Genomic DNA, 19,851 nt, shown 5'->3' with positions numbered 1-19,851 from the left:
GTCCGGTGCTGTAATCAACGTGGATTGGCGCCAACGGAAAGCCGAGCATGAATGCACTCTTGAGCTCATACCTGCCCATCGTCCTGTTCATAGGCGTGGCGCTGGTTGTCGGCCTGGCGCTGCTGGCCGCGCCCTTCCTGGTGGCCTACCGCAATCCCGATCCCGAAAAGCTTTCCGCCTATGAGTGCGGTTTCAACTCGTTCGACGACGCCCGCATGAAGTTCGACATCCGTTTCTACCTGGTGTCGATCCTGTTCATCATCTTCGACCTGGAAGTGGCCTTCCTGTTTCCGTGGGCGGTGTCGTTTTCGAAGATCGGCATGCTCGGTTTCTGGTCGATGATGGTGTTTTTGGCGGTGCTGACCATCGGCTTTGCCTATGAATGGAAAAAAGGAGCGCTGGAATGGGATTGAACGACAGTTCAGGCACCCTCGTCGCGCCGAAGCCTAGGGGTATCATCGATCCCAACACCGGAAGGCCGGTGGGGGAGGATGATCCCTTTTTCCTCGAGATCAACAACGAACTGGCCGACAAGGGCTTTCTCGTTACCTCGACGGAAGCGCTGATCACCTGGGCGCGCAGCGGCTCGCTGATGTTCATGACCTTCGGTCTCGCCTGCTGCGCGGTGGAGATGATCCACACTTCGATGCCGCGCTACGACTCGGAGCGCTTCGGTGTTGCGCCGCGCGCGTCTCCGCGCCAGTCCGACATCATGATCGTGGCCGGAACGCTGACCAACAAGATGGCGCCGGCGCTGCGCAAGGTCTACGACCAGATGCCGGAGCCGCGCTACGTCATCTCGATGGGCTCCTGCGCCAATGGCGGCGGCTATTACCACTATTCCTATTCGGTGGTGCGCGGCTGCGACCGCATCGTGCCGGTCGACATCTATGTGCCCGGCTGCCCGCCGAGCGCCGAAGCGCTGCTCTACGGCATTCTTCTCCTGCAGAAGAAGATCCGCCGCACCGGCACGATCGAACGGTAAATCCATGACCGCATCCCTGAGCGAACTGTCGACCTATCTCGGCGAGAAGCTGATCGGCCGTGTGAACGACGCGGCGATTGCCTATGGCGAGCTTACCGTTCATGTCGAGCCGCGCGATCTGGTCGAGGTGATGACCTTCCTGCGCGACGATGCGCGCTGCCAATTCATCTCGATCATCGATGTCTGCGGCGCCGACTATCCGTCGCGGGCCAAGCGCTTCGACGTCGTCTACCATCTGTTGTCGCCGAAGCAGAATGTGCGCATCCGAGTCAAGGTGCAGGCCGACGAGGAAACCATGGTGCCGTCGATCACCGGCGTGTTCCCTGGCGCCGACTGGTTCGAGCGCGAGACCTACGATCTGTACGGCGTGCTGTTCTCGGGCCATCCCGATCTTCGTCGCTTGCTGACCGACTACGGTTTCGAAGGCCATCCGCTGCGCAAGGATTTCCCGCTGACCGGCTTTGTCGAAGTGCGCTACGACGATGAGGCCAAGCGCGTCATCTATGAGCCGGTCGAGCTCAAGCAGGAATTCCGCAATTTCGATTTTTTGTCCCCGTGGGAAGGTACGGATTACGTGCTGCCGGGTGACGAGAAGGCGAACCAGTAAGTAGGGAAGTAGTGAGTAGTCAGTAGGGAAAGAATTGGAGCAACGGATCGAATCCTATCGCGACTTGAAGGTGTGGCAATCGGCGATGACGCTCGCCGAAGATTGTTACCGCTTCACCAAAGAGTTTCCGAGGGATGAGATTTACGGCATGACATCTCAGATGCGTCGATCGGCGGTTTCGATCGCGGCGAACATCGCGGAGGGCTACGGCCGGGAAAACAGAGGTTCGTTCGTTCAGTTCTTGCGCATGGCGCAAGGCTCGTTGAAAGAGTTGGAAACGCACGTACTGCTGGCATGCCGGGTTGGGCTGCTACGAAAAGACAATGAGATTGAGCTGCTGCTGCGATGCGAAGAGATTGGAAAAATGATGAGATCTCTTATTCGAACGGTGCAGGCCAAGCAGGCGGAATGAAGCAGGCATTGAGATTGATGATCACTACTCACTACTCACTACTGACTCTTCGCCAGAGGCGCCAGAATGGCTGAAACCTCCGTCCGTAACTTCAACATCAATTTCGGCCCGCAACACCCTGCGGCGCACGGCGTTTTGCGCCTAGTGCTGGAGCTGGATGGCGAAGTCGTTGACCGCGTCGATCCGCATATCGGGCTCTTGCATCGCGGCACCGAAAAGCTGATCGAAGCCAAAACCTATTTGCAGGCGATCCCTTATCTCGACCGGCTCGACTATTGCGCGCCGATGAACCAGGAGCACGCCTTCGCGCTCGCCGCCGAGCGCCTGCTCGGCATCGAAGTGCCGAAGCGCGGGCAGCTGATCCGCGTGCTCTATTGCGAAATCGGCCGCATCATGTCGCACATCCTCAATGTGACGACGCAGGCTATGGACGTCGGCGCGCTGACGCCGCCGCTGTGGGGCTTCGTCGAGCGCGAAAAGCTGATGGTGTTCTATGAGCGCGCATCCGGTTCGCGCATGCATGCCGCCTATTTCCGTCCCGGTGGTGTCCACCAGGACCTGCCGCAGAAGCTGGTCGAGGACATCGGCAAGTGGATCGACCCGTTCCTGAAGTCGATCGACGACCTCGATCAGCTGCTGACAGGCAACCGCATCTTCAAGCAGCGCAATGTCGATATCGGCATCGTTTCGCTGGCCGATGCCTGGGCCTGGGGCTTTTCGGGCGTGATGGTGCGCGGTTCGGGCGCTGCCTGGGACCTGCGCAAGTCGCAACCCTATGAATGCTATTCGGAAATGGATTTCGACATTCCGATCGGCAAGAACGGCGACTGCTTCGACCGTTATCTCGTGCGTATGGAAGAAATGCGCCAGTCGGCGAAGATCATGCGCCAGTGCGTCGATCTCCTGCTCGGCAAGGAAAGCACCGGCCCGGTGTCGAATCTCGACGGCAAGGTGGTGCCGCCCAAGCGCCAGGCGATGAAGCGCTCGATGGAAGCGCTGATCCATCACTTCAAGCTGTACACCGAGGGTTATCGCGTGCCGGCCGGCGAGGTTTACGCCGCGGTCGAGGCGCCGAAGGGCGAATTCGGCGTCTATCTGGTTTCCGACGGCTCCAACAAGCCCTACCGCTGCAAGCTGCGCGCGCCGGGTTTCGCGCATCTGCAGGCGATGGATTTCCTCTGCCGCGGCCACATGCTGGCCGACGTCACCGCCGTTCTCGGCTCCCTCGACATCGTGTTTGGTGAGGTCGATCGCTAAATGTCAGTCCGCCGTCTCGCAGAAGCCAGTGTCCAGCCAGCCTCCTTCGCCTTCAACCGGGCGAATGCGGCAGCGGCGAAGCAATGGATCAAGAAGTACCCGAAGGGCCGCGAACAGTCGGCCATCATCCCGCTTCTGATGATCGCGCAGGAGCAGGAAGGCTGGGTGACCAAGGCGGCGATCGAGACGATTTCCGACATGCTCGGCATGCCGCGCATCCGCGGGCTCGAAGTCGCGACCTTCTACACGCAGTACCAGTTGAATCCGGTCGGCACGCGTGCGCACATACAGGTCTGCGGCACCACGCCCTGCATGCTGCGCGGTTCGGAAGCGCTGATGGATGTCTGCCGCTCCAAGATCCATCACGATCAGTTCCACACCAACGACAAGGGCACTTTGTCGTGGGAAGAGGTCGAATGCCTTGGCGCCTGCGTCAACGCGCCGATGGTGATGATCTTCAAGGACACGTTCGAGGATCTGACGCCGGAACGCCTGGCTGAAATCATCGATCTCTATGACGCCGGCAAGGGTGCTTCGGTGGAACCGGGGCCGCAGAATGGCCGCACCGGCTCGGAGCCGGCCTCCGGCCTCACCACGCTGAAGAGCGAAAAGGCGATCCTCAAGTCGACCCGCGAAAGGGAAGCCAGGGAGGCAGCCAAGGCCGCCAGGGCGGCGCCCGACGCGATCATCGCAGCGCCGGTGCCGGCGCCGGGTGCGGCCCCTGTCGCACCGTCCAACACCAGCAAGCCGAAGACCGACGCCCCTGAAACCAGCCCGGCGTTGAAGACGCCTTCAAAAACCAAGGTCGCGCCGGCGGTTGAAAAGGCGGCGAGCGTTGCCGCCCCACTGCATTCGGCCGCCAATGCCAACAAGGCAGACTCCAAAGTCGAGCAGGTTTCCAAGCAGCGCAACGGTCCAATAACCAAGGCCGAGCCGGCCTCCGCCTTCAAGGCGCCGGAGGTCAAGGTACCGGTAGCCAAGCCGGCCAAACCGTCGCTCGAGGACAAGAACCGTCCGGCCGGCATCGCTAAACCGACACAGGTCGATGACCTCAAGCTGATCTCCGGCGTCGGCCCCAAGATCGAGGGCATCCTGCATACGCTGGGCATTTTTACCTTCGCGCAGGTCGCGTCGTGGAAGAAGGCCGAGCGCGAGTGGGTGGATGGCTACCTCTCTTTCCAGGGCCGCATCGATCGCGACGACTGGGTCAAGCAGGCCAAGGCGCTCGCCAAGGGTGGCGTCGCCGAATACATCCGCGTCTTCGGCAAGAAACCGGTCTGAGGGACGAAAAATGCTTCAGGACAAAGACCGCATCTTCACCAATATCTACGGCCTGTTCGACAAGTCCTTGGCCGGCGCGATGGCGCGCGGCGCCTGGGACAACACGCCCGGCATCGTTGCCAAGGGGCGCGAGTGGATCGTCAACGAGATGAAGGCGTCGGGCCTGCGCGGCCGCGGCGGCGCCGGCTTCCCGACGGGTCTCAAATGGTCGTTCATGCCCAAGCAGAGCGATGGCCGGCCGAGCTATCTCGTCATCAATGCCGACGAATCCGAGCCCGGCACCTGCAAGGACCGCGACATCCTGCGCAACGACCCGCACACACTGGTCGAGGGCGCGCTGCTTGCCGGTTTCGCCATGGGCGCAATTGCCGCCTACATCTATGTGCGCGGCGAGTTCATCCGCGAGCGCGAGGCACTGCAGCGCGCGATCGAGGAGGCCTATGAGGCCAAGCTGATCGGCAAGAACAACACCTCCGGCTACGATTTCGACGTCTACATGCATCACGGCGCCGGCGCCTATATCTGCGGCGAGGAGACAGCGCTCCTCGAAAGCCTCGAAGGCAAGAAGGGCCAGCCCCGGCTGAAGCCGCCGTTCCCGGCCAATGTCGGCCTCTATGGCTGCCCGACCACGGTCAACAATGTCGAATCGATCGCGGTTGCGCCGACCATCCTGCGCCGCGGTGCGGCCTGGTTCTCGTCCTTCGGCCGGCCCAACAATGTCGGCACCAAGCTGTTTTGCATCTCCGGCCACGTCAACAATCCGTGCACGGTCGAAGAGGCGATGTCGATCCCGTTCCGCGAGCTCATCGAGACGCATTGCGGCGGCATTCGCGGCGGCTGGGACAATCTTTTGGCGGTCATACCGGGCGGCGCCTCGGTGCCGTTGGTGCCGGCCGAGCAGATCATCGACGCGCCAATGGATTTCGATGCCTTGCGCGACCTCAAATCCGGCCTTGGAACCGCGGCTGTCATCGTCATGGACAAGTCGACCGATGTCGTGAAGGCGATCGCGCGGCTTTCCTATTTCTACAAGCACGAGAGCTGCGGCCAGTGCACGCCATGCCGCGAAGGCACCGGCTGGATGTGGCGGGTGATGGAACGGCTGGTGCGCGGCGAGGCGCAGAAGCGCGAGATCGATATGCTGCTCGATGTCACCAAGCAGATCGAAGGCCACACGATCTGCGCGCTGGGCGACGCGGCGGCATGGCCGATCCAGGGCCTGATGCGGCATTTCCGCGGCGAAGTGGAGCGGCGCATCGATGAGTTTTCGCGCAATGCGCACCGGGCCGAGCCTGTGATGGTGGCGGCGGAATAGAAGAACGTTTTATGCGGACGAAAGTCCGCAGCGAAGGGCGGGGCGAACGAAGAAACGACCAGGAGAACTCTATGGCGCCGTATTCGAACCCGCTGATGCCCAATTTGGACCAGATCGAGAAGATGAACCAGGACTTGACCAGGATGATGCCGAAGGAGATGGCCAGCGCCGTCAACCTTTTCGTGCATCCTGTGGCGGGTGCGGCGGCGATGTCGGCGCTTGGCCTCGGGCTCGCCAATCATGCTTTCGGCGTCTGGCTGGGTGCGCTTTCAGGTGCGGCAGAAGCCTCGCAGCGGCTGCTGCAGCCGATCGTCGATGATTTCGAGGCGCGCGTCGCGCAGTTCGACGATCCGAACTCTTCCTCCACCAAGGCGCGGGCGACGGCGAAAACCATGATCGCCGAGGCGCAGTCCTTCGCCAGGGAGGTCACCGATATTGCCGCCAAGGAAGCCGCCACTGCCGTGCCGGCCGCGAATGCCGCTCCGGCGACAAGCGGCGCCGGCAATGTGCTGATGCCCGAAGATTTCAGGCAGCCCAAGGCTATGGAGAAGCCGGCCAATCCGGTGGATCTCAAGGCGATATCGGGCATCGGGCCGAAGCTGGAAAAGGTTCTCAACGGCCTCGGTATCTGGACGTATGCCCAGATCGCGGCATGGACGCCGCAAGAGGTTGCCTGGGTCGAAGACTATCTGTCGCTCGGCGGCCGCATCGGCCGCGACGATTGGACAGCCCAAGCGGCGGCGCTCGCCGTCAAGAAGTGAATGAAATGCCCGACGTGGTCTCGACCGCGTCCGGAAAAAGAGATTGCGGGAACTCCGCAGGGGTTTGAGGCGAATGGCAAAGCTCAAGGTCGACGGGAAAGAGATCACTGTACCCGACCACTACACGCTGCTGCAGGCGGCGGAAGACGCTGGCGCGGAAGTGCCGCGCTTCTGCTTCCATGAACGGCTGTCGATCGCCGGCAATTGCCGCATGTGCCTGATTGAGGTGAAGGGCGGGCCGCCCAAGCCCCAGGCCTCCTGCGCCATGAACGTGCGCGACCTGCGTCCGGGGCCGAATGGCGAGGCGCCGGAAATCTTCACCAACACGCCCATGGTCAAGAAGGCCAGGGAAGGCGTGATGGAGTTCCTGCTGATCAACCATCCGCTGGATTGCCCGATCTGCGACCAGGGCGGCGAATGCGACCTGCAGGACCAGGCGATGGCCTTCGGCGTCGATTCCTCGCGCTATCACGAGAACAAGCGCGCGGTCGAAGACAAATACATCGGACCGCTGGTGAAGACGGTGATGAACCGCTGCATCCACTGCACGCGCTGCGTCCGCTTCACCACCGAAGTCGCCGGCATTTCCGAACTGGGCCTGATCGGCCGTGGCGAGGATGCAGAGATCACCACCTATCTCGAACAGGCGATGACCTCGGAGCTGCAGGGCAATGTCATCGACCTTTGCCCGGTCGGCGCGCTGACCTCGAAGCCATTCGCTTTCCAGGCGCGGCCGTGGGAGCTGACCAAGACCGAATCGATCGACGTGATGGATGCGGTCGGCTCGGCGATCCGCGTCGATAGCCGGGGCCGCGAAGTGATGCGCATCCTGCCGCGCGTCAACGAGGCGGTGAACGAGGAGTGGATCTCCGACAAGACCCGATTTATCTGGGACGGCCTGCGCACGCAGCGTCTCGACCGCCCCTATGTGCGCAAGGACGGCAGACTGGTTGCCGCCAGCTGGGCCGAGGCCTTCGCCGCGATCAAGGACGCGGTGTCGAAGACGGCGCCCGAAAAGATCGGCGCTATCGCGGGCGATCTCGCCGCCGTCGAGGAGACCTATGCGCTCAAGCTGCTGATGGCTTCGCTCGGCTCGAAGAATATCGATTGCCGCCAGGACGGCGCCGCTCTCGACCCGGCGCTCGGCCGTGCGAGCTACATCTTCAACCCGACCATCGAAGGCATCGAGCAGGCCGATGCGGTGCTGATCATCGGCGCCAACCCGCGCTATGAAGCCTCGGTGCTCAACGCCCGTATCCGCAAGCGCTGGCGGATCGGCAATCTGCCGGTAGGCGTCATCGGCGATGTCGGCGACACGCGTTACGACTATGAACAATTGGGCGCCGGACCGGATTCGCTGAAGGATCTGGCCGAAGGCAATGGCAAGTTCTTCCAGGTGCTGAAGAAGGCGACGCATCCGCTGATCATCGTCGGCCAGGGCGCGCTGGCGCGTGCCGATGGCGCGGCTGTGCTCGGCCAGGCGGCCAAGCTCGCCGCCGCCGTGAACGCTGCCCGCGCGGACTGGAACGGCTTTGCCGTGCTGCACAATGCGGCCGGACGTGTCGGCGGCCTCGATCTCGGCTTCGTGCCGGGCGAGGGCGGCAAGGATGTCGCCGGCATGCTGGGCGAGATGGAGCTGCTGTTCCTGCTCGGCGCCGACGAGATCGACATGGCCAAGACCGGCGGCGCCTTCGTCGTCTATATCGGCACGCATGGCGACCAGGGCGCGCACCGCGCCAATGTCATCCTGCCGGCGGCCGCCTACACGGAAAAGTCGGCCACCTATGTCAACACCGAAGGGCGTGTGCAGCAGACCAACCGCGCCGGCTTCGCGCCGGGCGAGGCGCGCGAGGATTGGGCTATTCTAAGGGCGTTGTCGGATGTGCTGGGCAAGAAGCTGCCGTTCGATTCGCTGCCGCAACTGCGCGCCAAGCTCTATGGCGAATACCCGCATCTGGCCCGTATCGACCAGGTCGCGACAGGCAATGCCGAGGACATCGCTGGGGTGGCGAAGCTCGGCGGGCGGCTGAACAAGGGCACCTTCACCTCGCCGGTGACGGATTTCTACCTGACCAACCCGATCGCGCGAGCATCGACCGTGATGGCGGAATGCTCGGCACTGGCCAAGAGCGGCTTCAAGCAGGCGGCGGAATAAGCATGGACACTTTCTTCTCTTTCTACGTGCTGCCGGCGCTGCTGATCCTGTTGAAGTCGGTCGTGCTGATCGTCGTGCTTTTGATCTTCGTCGCCTACATCCTCTACGCCGACCGCAAGATCTGGGCGGCGGTGCAGTTGCGCCGCGGTCCGAACGTCGTCGGTCCCTGGGGCACGCTGCAGGCCTTCGCCGATCTGCTGAAATTCGTCTTCAAGGAGCCGGTCATCCCGTCCGGCGCCAACAAGGGCGTGTTCCTGCTGGCGCCGCTGGTCTCGGCCGTGCTGGCGATTTCGGCCTGGGCGGTCATCCCGGTCAGTCAGGGTTGGGCGATCGCCAACGTCAATGTCGGCATCCTCTATGTCTTCGCCATCTCCTCGCTCGAAGTCTATGGCGTGATCATGGGCGGCTGGGCCTCGAACTCGAAATATCCGTTCCTGGGCGCGCTGCGTTCGGCGGCTCAGATGGTGTCCTACGAAGTCTCGATCGGCTTCGTCATCGTCACCGTTCTGCTCACCGCCGGCTCGCTCAACCTCACCGATATCGTGCTGTCGCAGCATGATGGAATTGGTACGCGGCTTGGCCTGCCCAACACCTTCCTCGACTGGAACTGGCTGGCACTGTTCCCGATGTTCATCATCTTCTTCATCTCGGCACTGGCCGAGACGAACCGCCCGCCTTTCGATCTGGTGGAGGCCGAATCGGAACTGGTCGCCGGCCACATGGTCGAATATTCGTCGACGCCGTTCCTTTTGTTCTTCCTCGGCGAGTATGTCGCCATCGTGCTGATGTGCGCGCTGGCCACCATCCTGTTCCTCGGCGGCTGGCTGCCGCCCTTCGACTTCGCGCCGTTCACCTGGGTGCCGGGCGTCATCTGGTTCGTGCTGAAAGTCTGCTTCGTCTTCTTCGGCATCTCCATGGTGAAGGCCTTCGTGCCGCGCTACCGCTACGACCAATTGATGCGGCTTGGCTGGAAAGTGTTCCTGCCGATCTCGTTGTTCATGGTGGTCGCCACCGCGGCCTTCCTCAAGATCACGGGGTTTGCGTGATGTCCGCTCTTTCCCAAGCCGCCAAATCGCTGCTGCTGCAGGATTTCGTCAGCGCCTTCTTCCTGTCGATGCGCCAGTTCTTCGCGCCGAAGGAGACGATCAATTATCCGCACGAGAAGGGGCCGACCAGTCCGCGCTTCCGCGGAGAGCATGCGCTGCGCCGGTATCCCAACGGCGAGGAACGCTGCATCGCCTGCAAATTGTGCGAGGCGATCTGCCCGGCGCAGGCCATCACCATCGAGGCCGGCCCGCGCCGCAATGACGGCACACGCCGCACGGTGCGTTACGACATCGACATGGTGAAGTGCATCTATTGCGGCTTCTGCCAGGAAGCCTGCCCGGTCGACGCCATCGTCGAGGGGCCGAATTTCGAGTTCGCGACGGAGACGCGCGAGGAACTCTACTATGACAAGGACAAGCTGTTGGCGAATGGCGACCGGTGGGAGCGCGAACTGGCGCGCAACATCTCGCTGGACTCGCCCTACCGCTGATATTTGACGCATGGACGGGGCGAGGGGCCTCGTCTAAGGACACAACTTGCCGACCGGAGGCGGTGGCAAAAATCGAGCAGGACGAGCGTCCTGTTTCGGACAGAACCCGGGGGATCCCCAATGTTGAGTGGACTAGAGGCGGCCTTTTTCTACCTCTTCGCCTTTGTCGCGGTGGCATCGGCGTTCATGGTCATTTCGTCGCGCAACCCCGTGCATTCGGTGCTGTTCCTGATCCTGACCTTCTTCAACGCCGCCGGCCTGTTCATGCTGACCGGGGCCGAATTCCTGGCGATGATCCTGCTCGTCGTCTATGTCGGCGCGGTGATGGTTCTGTTCCTGTTCGTCGTCATGATGCTCGACGTCGATTTCGCCGAACTCAAGAGCGGCGCCCTGCAATATGCGCCGATCGGCGCGCTGGTCGGGCTGATTCTGGCGGCCGAGCTGATCGTCGTGCTCGGCGGCTACACTTTCGCGCCGCAGCTCGCCTCGACGGTCTCCAAGCCCATTCCGGATCTCGCCGCGCGGACCAATACCGCCGCGCTCGGCGACATCCTGTATACCGACTACCTCTATTATTTCCAGATTTCGGGCCTCGTGCTGCTGGTCGCCATGATCGGCGCCATCGTGCTGACGCTGCGCCATAAGCCAGGCGTCAAGCGACAGTCGATCGCAGCCCAGGTCGGCCGCACGCCGGCGACCGGCATGGAAATCCGCAAGGTCAAGACAGGCGAGGGACTCTGAGATGGTTGTTGGCATCGCACATTATCTGACCGTATCGGCTGTTCTGTTCACGCTCGGCGTGTTCGGCATCTTCCTGAACCGCAAGAACGTCATCGTCATCCTGATGTCGGTCGAACTGATCCTGCTCGCGGTCAACATCAACTTCGTCGCCTTTTCGGCAGCACTGGGCGATCTGGTCGGTCAGGTGTTCGCGCTGTTCGTGCTGACGGTCGCGGCGGCCGAAGCCGCCATCGGACTTGCCATTCTCGTCGTCTTCTTCCGCAACCGCGGCTCGATCGCGGTCGAAGACGTGAACATGATGAAGGGTTGACGGAACCACCATGTATCAGGCCATCGTCTTCCTTCCCCTGCTCGGCTTCCTGATCGTCGGCCTGTTCGGCACGTCGCTCGGCGCCAAGGCATCCGAATACATCACCTCGGGTTTCCTGGTGATCGCGGCTGTGCTGTCGTGGGTCGCTTTCTTCACCGTCGGTTTCGGCCATGGCGAGGTGTTCACCGTGCCGGTGCTGCGCTGGATCCAGTCGGGCGGACTGGAAGCGTCCTGGGCGCTGCGGATCGACACGCTGACGGTGGTCATGCTGGTGGTGGTCAACACCGTGTCGGCGCTGGTCCACATCTATTCGATCGGCTACATGCACCACGATCCGAACCGGCCGCGCTTCTTCGCCTATCTGTCGCTGTTCACCTTCGCCATGCTGATGCTGGTGACGGCGGACAACCTCGTGCAGATGTTCTTCGGCTGGGAAGGGGTGGGCCTCGCCTCCTACCTCTTGATCGGCTTCTGGTACAAGAAGCCGTCGGCCAATGCCGCGGCAATCAAGGCCTTTGTCGTCAACCGCGTCGGTGACTTCGGCTTCGCGCTCGGCATCTTCGGCGTGTTCGTGCTGTTCGGCTCGGTCAATCTGGGCACCATCTTCGCCAATGCGGCGACGTTCATCCCCGCTGAAGGCGCACCGCACGGTGCCGCCGTGCTGACCTTCCTTGGCCATGCGCTGGACAAGCAGGCGGCCATGACGATCGTCTGCCTGCTCCTGTTCATGGGCGCCATGGGCAAGTCGGCGCAGGTGCCGCTGCACACCTGGCTGCCGGATGCCATGGAAGGTCCGACGCCGGTTTCGGCCCTGATCCATGCCGCCACCATGGTGACGGCCGGCGTGTTCATGCTGGCCCGGTTGTCGCCGCTGTTCGAACTGTCGCATTCGGCGCTGACCGTGGTGACCTTCATCGGTGCCTTCACCGCCTTTTTCGCGGCAACTGTCGGTCTCGTCCAGAACGACATCAAGCGCGTCATCGCCTATTCGACCTGCTCGCAGCTCGGCTACATGTTCGTGGCACTCGGCGTCGGCGCCTATGGCGCGGCGATCTTCCACCTGTTCACGCATGCCTTCTTCAAGGCGCTGCTGTTCCTCGGTTCGGGCTCGGTCATCCATGCCGTCTCGGACGAGCAGGACATGCGCAGGATGGGCGGCCTCAGGAAACTGATTCCGACCACCTACTGGATGATGGTGATCGGCACGCTGGCGCTGACCGGCGTCGGTATTCCGGTGACGGTCATCGGCACCGCCGGCTTCTTCTCCAAGGACGCCATCATCGAGAGCGCCTTTGCCGGCCACAATTCGGTCGCCGGCATGGCCTTCGTGCTTTTGGTCATCGCCGCCTGCTTCACCTCCTTCTACTCCTGGCGGCTGATCTTCATGACCTTCCACGGCAAGCCGCGGGCGAGCCATGAGGTCATGCATCACGTCCATGAATCGCCGCCTGTGATGCTGGTGCCGCTGTTCATCCTGGCCGCGGGTGCGCTGTTTGCCGGCGTCATCTTCCACAACGCGTTCATCGGTGAGGGCTATACCGAGTTCTGGAAGGCATCGCTGTTCACGCTGCCCGGCAATCACATCCTGCACGAGATCCACGAATTGCCGCTGTGGGTCGAGCTGTCGCCCTTCATCGCCATGCTGATCGGCTTCGCGCTGGCCTGGAAATTCTACATCCGCTCGCCGGAAATGCCGGTCAACCTGGCCGCGCAGCATCGCGGGCTGTATGCCTTCCTGCTCAACAAGTGGTATTTCGACGAGCTCTACGACTTCCTGTTCGTGCGGCCCGCCAAGCGCCTCGGCCATTTCCTGTGGAAGTCCGGCGACGGCACCGTCATCGACGGCCTCGGCCCGGATGGTATTTCGGCGCGCGTCGTCGATGTCACCAACCGCGTCGTCAAGCTGCAGACCGGCTATCTCTACCACTACGCCTTCGCCATGCTGATCGGCGTTGCCGCACTCGTCACCTGGATGATGCTCTGATGACCGCTTGGCCAATCCTCTCGCTGGTCACCTTCCTGCCGCTGGTTGGTGTGCTGCTTATCCTGTTCATCAATGACGACAGCGAAAATGCACGCCGCAACATCCGCGCCATCGCGCTGTTGACGACGACGTTCACGTTCATCATCTCGCTGTTCATCTGGACGGGATTCGACAATTCGCAGTCCGGCTTCCAGTTCGTCGAGAAGGTCGCCTGGCTCGACTCCGGCATTTCCTACCATATGGGCGTCGACGGCATCTCGATGCTGTTCGTCATCCTGACGACCTTCCTGATGCCGCTCTGCATCCTGGCGTCGTGGGAATCGATCGAGAAGAGGGTCAAGGCCTACATGATCGCCTTCCTGCTGCTCGAGACGCTGATGATCGGCGTGTTCTGCGCGCTGGACATCGTGCTGTTCTACGTCTTCTTCGAAGCCGGGCTGATCCCGATGTTCATCATCATCGGCGTCTGGGGCGGCAAGCGGCGCGTCTACGCCTCGTTCAAGTTCTTCCTCTACACGCTCGCCGGCTCGGTGCTGATGCTGCTCGCCATCATGGCGATGTTCTTCCAGTCCGGCACAACCGACATCCCGACGCTGCTGACCCACAACTTCCCGGCCAACATGCAGACCTGGCTATGGCTTGCCTTCTTCGCCTCCTTCGCGGTGAAGATGCCGATGTGGCCGGTGCACACATGGCTGCCCGACGCGCACGTCGAAGCGCCGACGGCAGGCTCAGTCATCCTGGCCGGCATCCTGTTGAAGATGGGCGGGTACGGCTTCCTGCGCTTCTCCTTGCCGATGTTCCCGCTGGCGTCGGAAATGTTCGCGCCGCTGGTCTTCGCGCTGTCCGTCGTCGCCATCATCTACACCTCGCTGGTGGCCCTGATGCAGGAGGACATGAAGAAGCTGATCGCCTATTCGTCGGTCGCCCATATGGGCTTCGTCACCATGGGCATCTTCGCCATGAACCAGGAAGGGGTGCAGGGCGCGATCTTCCAGATGCTCAGCCACGGCCTCGTCTCCGGCGCGCTGTTCCTGTGCGTCGGTGTCATCTACGACCGCATGCACACACGTGAGATCGCGGCCTATGGCGGCCTGGTCAACAACATGCCGAAATACGCCACGGTGTTCCTGATCTTCACCATGGCCAATGTCGGCCTGCCCGGTACCAGCGGCTTCGTCGGCGAGTTCCTGACCATGCTGGGCGTGTTCCGGGTCAACACCTGGGTGGCGTTCTTCGCCGCCACCGGCGTCATCCTGTCGGCCGCCTACGCGCTCTGGCTCTATCGCCGGGTGATCTTCGGGGCACTGACCAAGGACAGCCTGAAGGGCCTGCTCGACCTGTCGCCGCGCGAGAAGGTGATCATCTACCCGCTGGTCGTGCTGGTCATCTTCTTCGGCGTCTATCCCGCCCCGGTCTTCGACGCGACGGCCGAATCGGTCAAGTCGCTCGTCACCAATGTCACTGCATCCATCGGCGCCGCGCAGACCGCGGCGGCGAACTGACCAGAGGTTTTGCGAACCATGACGCCGGACCTTCTCTCCAGCCTGTCGCTCTCGACGCCAGAGCTGATCCTTGCCGTCGGCGCGCTCGCGCTGCTGATGGTCGGCGCCTATTCGCGCGCCAACACGGCCAACACCGTAACCGGCCTTGCGGTTGCCGTGCTGGCGGTCGCAGGCGCCTGGCTGATCTTCCGGACCGGGCAGGGCAGCGCTTACGGCAATGCCTTCATCCAGGATTCCTTCGGCCGCTTCATGAAGGTGCTGGCGCTGATCGGCTCGGCGGTGACGCTGGTGATGTCGATGCGCTTCGCCAAGGCGGAGCGTTTCGACAAGTTCGAATATCCCGTGCTGATCCTGCTCTGCACGCTCGGCATGATGCTGATGATCTCGGCCAACAGCATGATCGGCCTCTATCTCGGCCTCGAGCTGCAATCGCTGGCGATCTATGTGCTGTGCGCGATCAATCGCGACAATCTGCGGTCGACCGAAGCAGGCCTCAAATATTTCGTCCTCGGCGCGCTGTCGTCGGGCATGCTGCTCTACGGCATCAGCCTGGTCTACGGCTACACCGGGAACACCGGTTTCCAGGAGATCGCGTCAGCGCTCGGCAGCGGCGAGCGCCAGCTCGGTCTCGTCTTCGGCCTCGTCTTCGTGCTGGCCGGCCTTGCCTTCAAGATTTCGGCGGTGCCGTTCCACATGTGGACGCCTGACGTCTATGAGGGCGCGCCGACGCCGGTGACGGCGTTTCTCGCGGCGGCCCCGAAGATGGCGGCGATGGCGCTGATGGTGCGCGTCACCATGGGCGCGTTCAAGCCGATCGCCTCCGACTGGCAGCAGATCATCGTCTTCATCTCGATCGCCTCGATGGCCCTTGGTGCTTTCGCCGCCATCGGCCAGACCAACATCAAGCGGCTGATGGCCTATTCCTCGATCGGCCATATGGGCTACGCGCTGGTCGGCCTTGCCGCCAACAGCCAGGCCGGCGTGCGCGGCGTTGCCATCTACATGCTGATCTATCTGGTGATGACGCTCGGCACTTTCGCCTTCATCCTCGCCATGCGGCGCAAGGAAGGCAATGTCGAGCAGATCAGCGACCTGGCCGGCCTGTCGTCGACCAATCCGATCATGGCGACGATCCTGACGATCCTTATGTTCTCCCTGGCCGGCATTCCGCCGCTCGCCGGCTTCTGGGGGAAATGGTACGTCTTCCTCGCCGCCATCAACGCCAACCTCTACGCTCTGGCGATCATCGGCGTGCTGGCCTCGGTGGTGGGCGCCTATTACTACCTGCGCATCATCAAGATCATGTGGTTCGACGAACCGGTCGGCGGCTTCGTGCCGATGGCGACGGAATTGCGTGTCGTGCTCGGCGTCTCCGGCGCCTTCGTGCTGTTCTATGTGCTGATCGGCGGGCCGATCGGCACCTATGCCGAAGCCGCCGCCAAGACGTTTTTCTAGACGGCATGGCATTTCGGCTGGCTCCAACCTCGGCGTCGGATGGGTTCCGGCTCGAGGCGCATGAGAGCGTCGGCTCCACCAATGCGCTGGCGCTGGACCACGCAAGGGCAGGCGACCCCGGCAAATTGTGGGTCGTTTCCAAGAAGCAGGAAAGTGGACGTGGCCGGCGCGGCCGCGTCTGGGCAACCCCCGAAGGCAACCTCGCGGCGACGCTGCTGGTCATCACCAAGGCAGAGCTTCGCCTTGCCGCGACGCTGGGCTTCGTCGCCGGGCTGGCGCTGGCCGATGCACTCGATGCCGTGGTGCCGAAGGGCCGGATCGCCATCGGCCTCGACGGTGGCAGCGAAGGAAAAAACCGTTTCGAGCTGAAATGGCCAAATGACGTGCTTGCCTCCGGCGCCAAGCTGGCCGGCATCCTGCTGGAATCGGCAATCCTGGAGGGGGGTCGTTTCGCGGTGGCGGTCGGTATCGGCGTCAATGTGGTGGCGTACCCCGAGGATTTGCCCTATCCCGCAACATCACTCAGCGCGCTGGGCGCGGCATGCGATGCGGAAACACTGTTCCTGGCGCTGTCGGATGCCTGGAGCGGGAATGCCCGATTGTGGGATGAGGGGCGCGGACTTGCCGCCGTCAGACGACGGTGGCTTGATCGTGCCGCGGGGCTCGGCGGCGAGGTTGCTGTCAGAATTGACGGTAATGTGGTGCGTGGGGTGTTTGAGACCATTGACGAGGACTGCCGTTTCGTGATCCGCGACGATGAAGGTTCGGTTCGGACGATCGCCGCCGGGGATGTGCATTTCGGCGCGGTCGCTTCGGCCAGGGCATAGGGCCGTTCATGAACGGTTCTAACTGTATGTTTTTGCGCAATTCCGGTGGGAAAACCGTTACACACTTTTCCCGGAATTGCTTTTTAGGCTTGGCCTGAGGGCCAGGAAGGGAAAAATCATGGCGAAAGCGGAAACCGCCGAACTCGTCTTCGTGCCGCTCGGCGGCGTCGGCGAGATCGGCATGAACTTCGCTCTTTACGGCTACGGGCCGCCCAATGCGCGCGAATGGATCGTCATCGATGTCGGGGTGACCTTTCCCGATGCCAGCCTGCCGGGCGTCGACCTGGTGCTGCCCGACACGCGCTTCATCGAGGAGAACCTCGCCAATCTGCGCGGCATCATCATCACGCATGCGCATGAAGACCACTATGGCGCGCTGCTCGACACATGGCCGAAGCTGAAGGCGCCGGTCTGGATGACGCCGTTCAGCGCCGGCCTGCTGGAAGCCAAGCGGCAAGGCGAGCAGGGCGCGCCGAGAATACCAGTCACGATCTACCGGGCGGGCGAAAAATTCACCGTCGGCCCCTTCGAGATCGAAGCCATTCCGGTCGCGCACTCGATTCCCGAGCCGATGTCGCTGGCGATCACCTCGCCGGCAGGCACCGTCATCCATACCGGTGACTGGAAGATCGATCCGGAGCCGACGATCGGGCCGAAGACCGACGAGGCGCGTTTCCGTGCCTATGGCGACAAGGGCGTTCTGGCACTGATCTGCGATTCGACCAATGCGCTGCGCGAAGGCGAGTCGCCTTCGGAAGTGGCTGTGGGCGAGGGCCTCAAGGGCGTCATCCAGGCTGCCAAGGGCCGTGTCGCCGTCACCACATTCTCCTCCAATGTCGGACGCATCGTCTCGATTGCCAAAGCGGCGCGCGATGCCGGACGCCAGTGCCTGGTGCTCGGCCGTTCGCTGAAGCGGGTCATCGATGTGGCCGGCGAACTCGGCTACATGGACGGTCTGCCGGAGTTCATCGCCGAGGAGGATTTTGGTTTCATCCCGCGCGAAAACCTGGTGATCATCTGCACCGGCAGCCAGGGCGAGCCGCTAGCCGCACTGGCCAAGCTGTCGCGCGAAGAGATGAAGTCGGTGTCACTGACGGCAGGCGACACGGTGGTGTTTTCCTCGCGTACCATTCCCGGCAACGAGAAGGCGATCCTCGAGATCAAGAACCGTCTCATCGACCTCGGCGTCAAGATCATCGAGGACGGCGATGCACTGGTGCATGTCTCCGGCCATCCGCGGCGCAGCGAATTGCGCAAGATGTATGAATGGGTGCGCCCGCAGATCGGCGTTCCCGTGCATGGCGAGGCGGCACATCTGGTGGCGCAGGGCTCGCTGATGTCGACATCGGGCATCGGCCAGGTAGCGCAGGTGCGCGACGGCGACATGCTCAGGCTTGCTCCCGGCCCAGCCACCATCATGGATCAGGTGCCGTTCGGCCGTATCTACAAGGACGGCAGACTGATCGGCACCGATCAGGCGATGGGCATCCGCGACCGGCGCAAGCTGTCCTTTGCCGGCCATGTCGCGGTCAATGTCGTGTTGGACGACAAATATGAGCTTGCCGGCGACCCCGACCTGGTCGCCATCGGCGTCGCCGAGGCCGAAGGCCGTGGCGAGTCGCTGGAAGATCTGATGATCGATGCGGCAATCGGCGCGGTGGACTCGATCCCCCGTCAGCGCCGAAAAGACCTCGACCTGGTGCAAGAAGCAGTGCGGCGCGCCGTGCGCGGCGCCGCCAACGAAGCTTGGGGCAAGAAGCCGCTGGTGACTGTATTCGTCACAAGGTGACGAACAGGGGAGTAAGGCAGTAGGGCAGTAGGGCAGTAGGGGCGTATGGGAGTGAGCCGTTGCTTTTCTTCTGTCTTGTTTTCCCTACTCCCATACTGCCCTACTCCCTTACTCCCCTAAAGCGGAGCGCTCTATGCTCGGACGTCTGAACCATGTCGCACTTGCCGTGCCGGACCTTGCGGCCGCCGTTGCTGCCTATCGCAACACGCTCGGCGCGGAAGTGACGGCGCCGCAGGCGCTGCCGGAGCATGGGGTGACGGTGGTGTTCGTCAATGTCGGCAACACCAAGGTCGAACTTCTGGAGCCTCTGGGCGAGGGGTCGCCGATCGCCGCCTTCCTGGAGAAGAACCCTTCCGGCGGCATGCATCACCTTTGCTATGAGGTCGACGACATCCTGGCCGCGCGCGATCAGCTCAAGGCCGCCGGCGCCCGCGTGCTGGGCGACGGCAATCCGAAGATCGGCGCGCACGGCAAGCCGGTGCTGTTCCTGCATCCGAAGGATTTCTTCGGAACGCTGATCGAACTGGAGCAATCATGAGTTGGGTTTCGTTCACCGCCCTGTTTTTCGCGACCTGGTGGGTGGTGCTGTTCGCCGTGCTGCCGTTCAGCGTGAGGACGCAGGACGACGATCGTGACGTGACGCTCGGCACGGTTCCGAGCGCGCCGCGTGGGCCTCACATGCTGCGCGCCGTGATCCGCACCACCATCGCCACCGCGATCCTGATGGGCATTTTCTATGGCCTGACGCATGGGCTGGGATACAGCCTCAACGACATCCCGCACATCGTGCCGGAATTCAGCCAAACCCCAGCCAAATAGACGGTCCGGCCCAAGAAGATTGTCCGGCCCAAGAAGATTGTCCGGCAAGACGTTTTCATCCGTCGGAACAGCTTGGTTCCCAGACAGGAATGCCGTGCCGTTTTGCGGCCG

The 19,851-nt window shown here is 62.6% G+C and carries 20 protein-coding genes; all 20 read left to right on the top strand.

Annotation, left to right across the window (positions count from 1 at the left end; translation table 11 throughout):
• Positions 1–47: 47 nt before the first annotated feature.
• The 20 genes from EOA16_RS25990 (at position 48) to EOA16_RS25895 (ending at position 19,740) form a co-directional block, all read left to right on the top strand.
• Positions 48–413, top strand: coding sequence for an NADH-quinone oxidoreductase subunit A (locus EOA16_RS25990; protein WP_010910112.1), 366 nt, complete (start codon positions 48–50; stop codon positions 411–413).
• Positions 404–985, top strand: coding sequence for an NADH-quinone oxidoreductase subunit B (locus EOA16_RS25985; protein WP_127260748.1), 582 nt, complete (start codon positions 404–406; stop codon positions 983–985). The genes EOA16_RS25990 and EOA16_RS25985 overlap by 10 nt, the downstream gene beginning before the upstream one ends.
• A 4-nt stretch (positions 986–989) precedes the next feature.
• Positions 990–1,592, top strand: a complete 603-nt coding sequence (locus EOA16_RS25980) for an NADH-quinone oxidoreductase subunit C (RefSeq protein WP_127260747.1) — start codon at positions 990–992, stop codon at positions 1,590–1,592.
• Positions 1,593–1,626: 34 nt separating this feature from the next.
• Complete coding sequence (locus EOA16_RS25975; protein WP_127260746.1) at positions 1,627–2,004, top strand: four helix bundle protein; 378 nt, start codon at positions 1,627–1,629, stop codon at positions 2,002–2,004.
• 66 nt (positions 2,005–2,070) lie between these two features.
• Entirely contained in the window at positions 2,071–3,261 is a 1,191-nt protein-coding gene (locus EOA16_RS25970; RefSeq protein WP_127260745.1) for an NADH-quinone oxidoreductase subunit D, read from the top strand.
• The gene (locus EOA16_RS25965) at positions 3,262–4,542 is read left to right on the top strand and encodes an NADH-quinone oxidoreductase subunit E (protein ID WP_127260744.1); all 1,281 of its coding nucleotides are present in this window, start codon (positions 3,262–3,264) and stop codon (positions 4,540–4,542) included. It abuts the gene before it with no gap.
• Between the two features lie 10 nt (positions 4,543–4,552).
• Positions 4,553–5,857: an NADH-quinone oxidoreductase subunit NuoF gene (gene nuoF, locus EOA16_RS25960; RefSeq protein WP_127260743.1), complete on the top strand. Its 1,305-nt coding sequence runs from the start codon at positions 4,553–4,555 to the stop codon at positions 5,855–5,857.
• 71 nt (positions 5,858–5,928) lie between these two features.
• Positions 5,929–6,618: an NADH-ubiquinone dehydrogenase gene (locus tag EOA16_RS25955; RefSeq protein ID WP_127260742.1), complete on the top strand. Its 690-nt coding sequence runs from the start codon at positions 5,929–5,931 to the stop codon at positions 6,616–6,618.
• A 73-nt stretch (positions 6,619–6,691) separates the two neighbouring features.
• Entirely contained in the window at positions 6,692–8,773 is a 2,082-nt protein-coding gene (gene nuoG / locus EOA16_RS25950; RefSeq protein WP_127260741.1) for an NADH-quinone oxidoreductase subunit NuoG, read from the top strand.
• A 2-nt stretch (positions 8,774–8,775) separates the two neighbouring features.
• On the top strand, positions 8,776–9,819 hold the full coding sequence (gene nuoH, locus EOA16_RS25945; protein ID WP_127260740.1) for an NADH-quinone oxidoreductase subunit NuoH: 1,044 nt from the start codon (positions 8,776–8,778) through the stop codon (positions 9,817–9,819).
• A complete protein-coding gene (gene nuoI / locus EOA16_RS25940; RefSeq protein WP_023812382.1) occupies positions 9,819–10,310 on the top strand; it encodes an NADH-quinone oxidoreductase subunit NuoI in 492 nt (163 codons plus the stop codon). The genes nuoH and nuoI overlap by 1 nt, the downstream gene beginning before the upstream one ends.
• Before the next feature lie 120 nt (positions 10,311–10,430).
• The gene (locus EOA16_RS25935; RefSeq protein WP_063172416.1) at positions 10,431–11,051 is read left to right on the top strand and encodes an NADH-quinone oxidoreductase subunit J; all 621 of its coding nucleotides are present in this window, start codon (positions 10,431–10,433) and stop codon (positions 11,049–11,051) included.
• 1 nt (position 11,052) lies between these two features.
• Positions 11,053–11,361 carry an NADH-quinone oxidoreductase subunit NuoK gene (gene nuoK / locus EOA16_RS25930; RefSeq protein WP_010910101.1) on the top strand — a complete coding sequence of 103 codons (309 nt, stop codon included), beginning with the start codon at positions 11,053–11,055 and terminating at the stop codon, positions 11,359–11,361.
• A 10-nt stretch (positions 11,362–11,371) separates the two neighbouring features.
• Positions 11,372–13,345 carry an NADH-quinone oxidoreductase subunit L gene (gene nuoL, locus EOA16_RS25925; protein ID WP_127260739.1) on the top strand — a complete coding sequence of 658 codons (1,974 nt, stop codon included), beginning with the start codon at positions 11,372–11,374 and terminating at the stop codon, positions 13,343–13,345.
• Positions 13,345–14,850, top strand: a complete 1,506-nt coding sequence (locus EOA16_RS25920; protein WP_127260738.1) for an NADH-quinone oxidoreductase subunit M — start codon at positions 13,345–13,347, stop codon at positions 14,848–14,850. The genes nuoL and EOA16_RS25920 overlap by 1 nt, the downstream gene beginning before the upstream one ends.
• 18 nt (positions 14,851–14,868) lie before the next feature.
• Complete coding sequence (gene nuoN, locus EOA16_RS25915; RefSeq protein WP_127260737.1) at positions 14,869–16,305, top strand: NADH-quinone oxidoreductase subunit NuoN; 1,437 nt, start codon at positions 14,869–14,871, stop codon at positions 16,303–16,305.
• A gap of 5 nt (positions 16,306–16,310) precedes the next feature.
• Positions 16,311–17,132 carry a biotin--[acetyl-CoA-carboxylase] ligase gene (locus EOA16_RS25910; protein ID WP_127260736.1) on the top strand — a complete coding sequence of 274 codons (822 nt, stop codon included), beginning with the start codon at positions 16,311–16,313 and terminating at the stop codon, positions 17,130–17,132.
• Positions 17,133–17,250: 118 nt separating this feature from the next.
• Positions 17,251–18,921 carry a ribonuclease J gene (locus tag EOA16_RS25905; protein ID WP_127260735.1) on the top strand — a complete coding sequence of 557 codons (1,671 nt, stop codon included), beginning with the start codon at positions 17,251–17,253 and terminating at the stop codon, positions 18,919–18,921.
• 133 nt (positions 18,922–19,054) lie between these two features.
• The gene (gene mce, locus EOA16_RS25900) at positions 19,055–19,459 is read left to right on the top strand and encodes a methylmalonyl-CoA epimerase (RefSeq protein WP_063168232.1); all 405 of its coding nucleotides are present in this window, start codon (positions 19,055–19,057) and stop codon (positions 19,457–19,459) included.
• A complete protein-coding gene (locus tag EOA16_RS25895; RefSeq protein ID WP_023812375.1) occupies positions 19,456–19,740 on the top strand; it encodes a DUF1467 family protein in 285 nt (94 codons plus the stop codon). Before mce ends, EOA16_RS25895 begins: the two co-directional genes overlap by 4 nt.
• Positions 19,741–19,851 lie beyond the last annotated feature (111 nt).

The organism is Mesorhizobium sp. M7A.F.Ca.US.008.03.1.1 (assembly GCF_003997495.1).
Taxonomy (GTDB): Bacteria; Pseudomonadota; Alphaproteobacteria; order Rhizobiales; family Rhizobiaceae; genus Mesorhizobium.
This window is presented reverse-complemented; position numbering and strand designations above follow the sequence as displayed.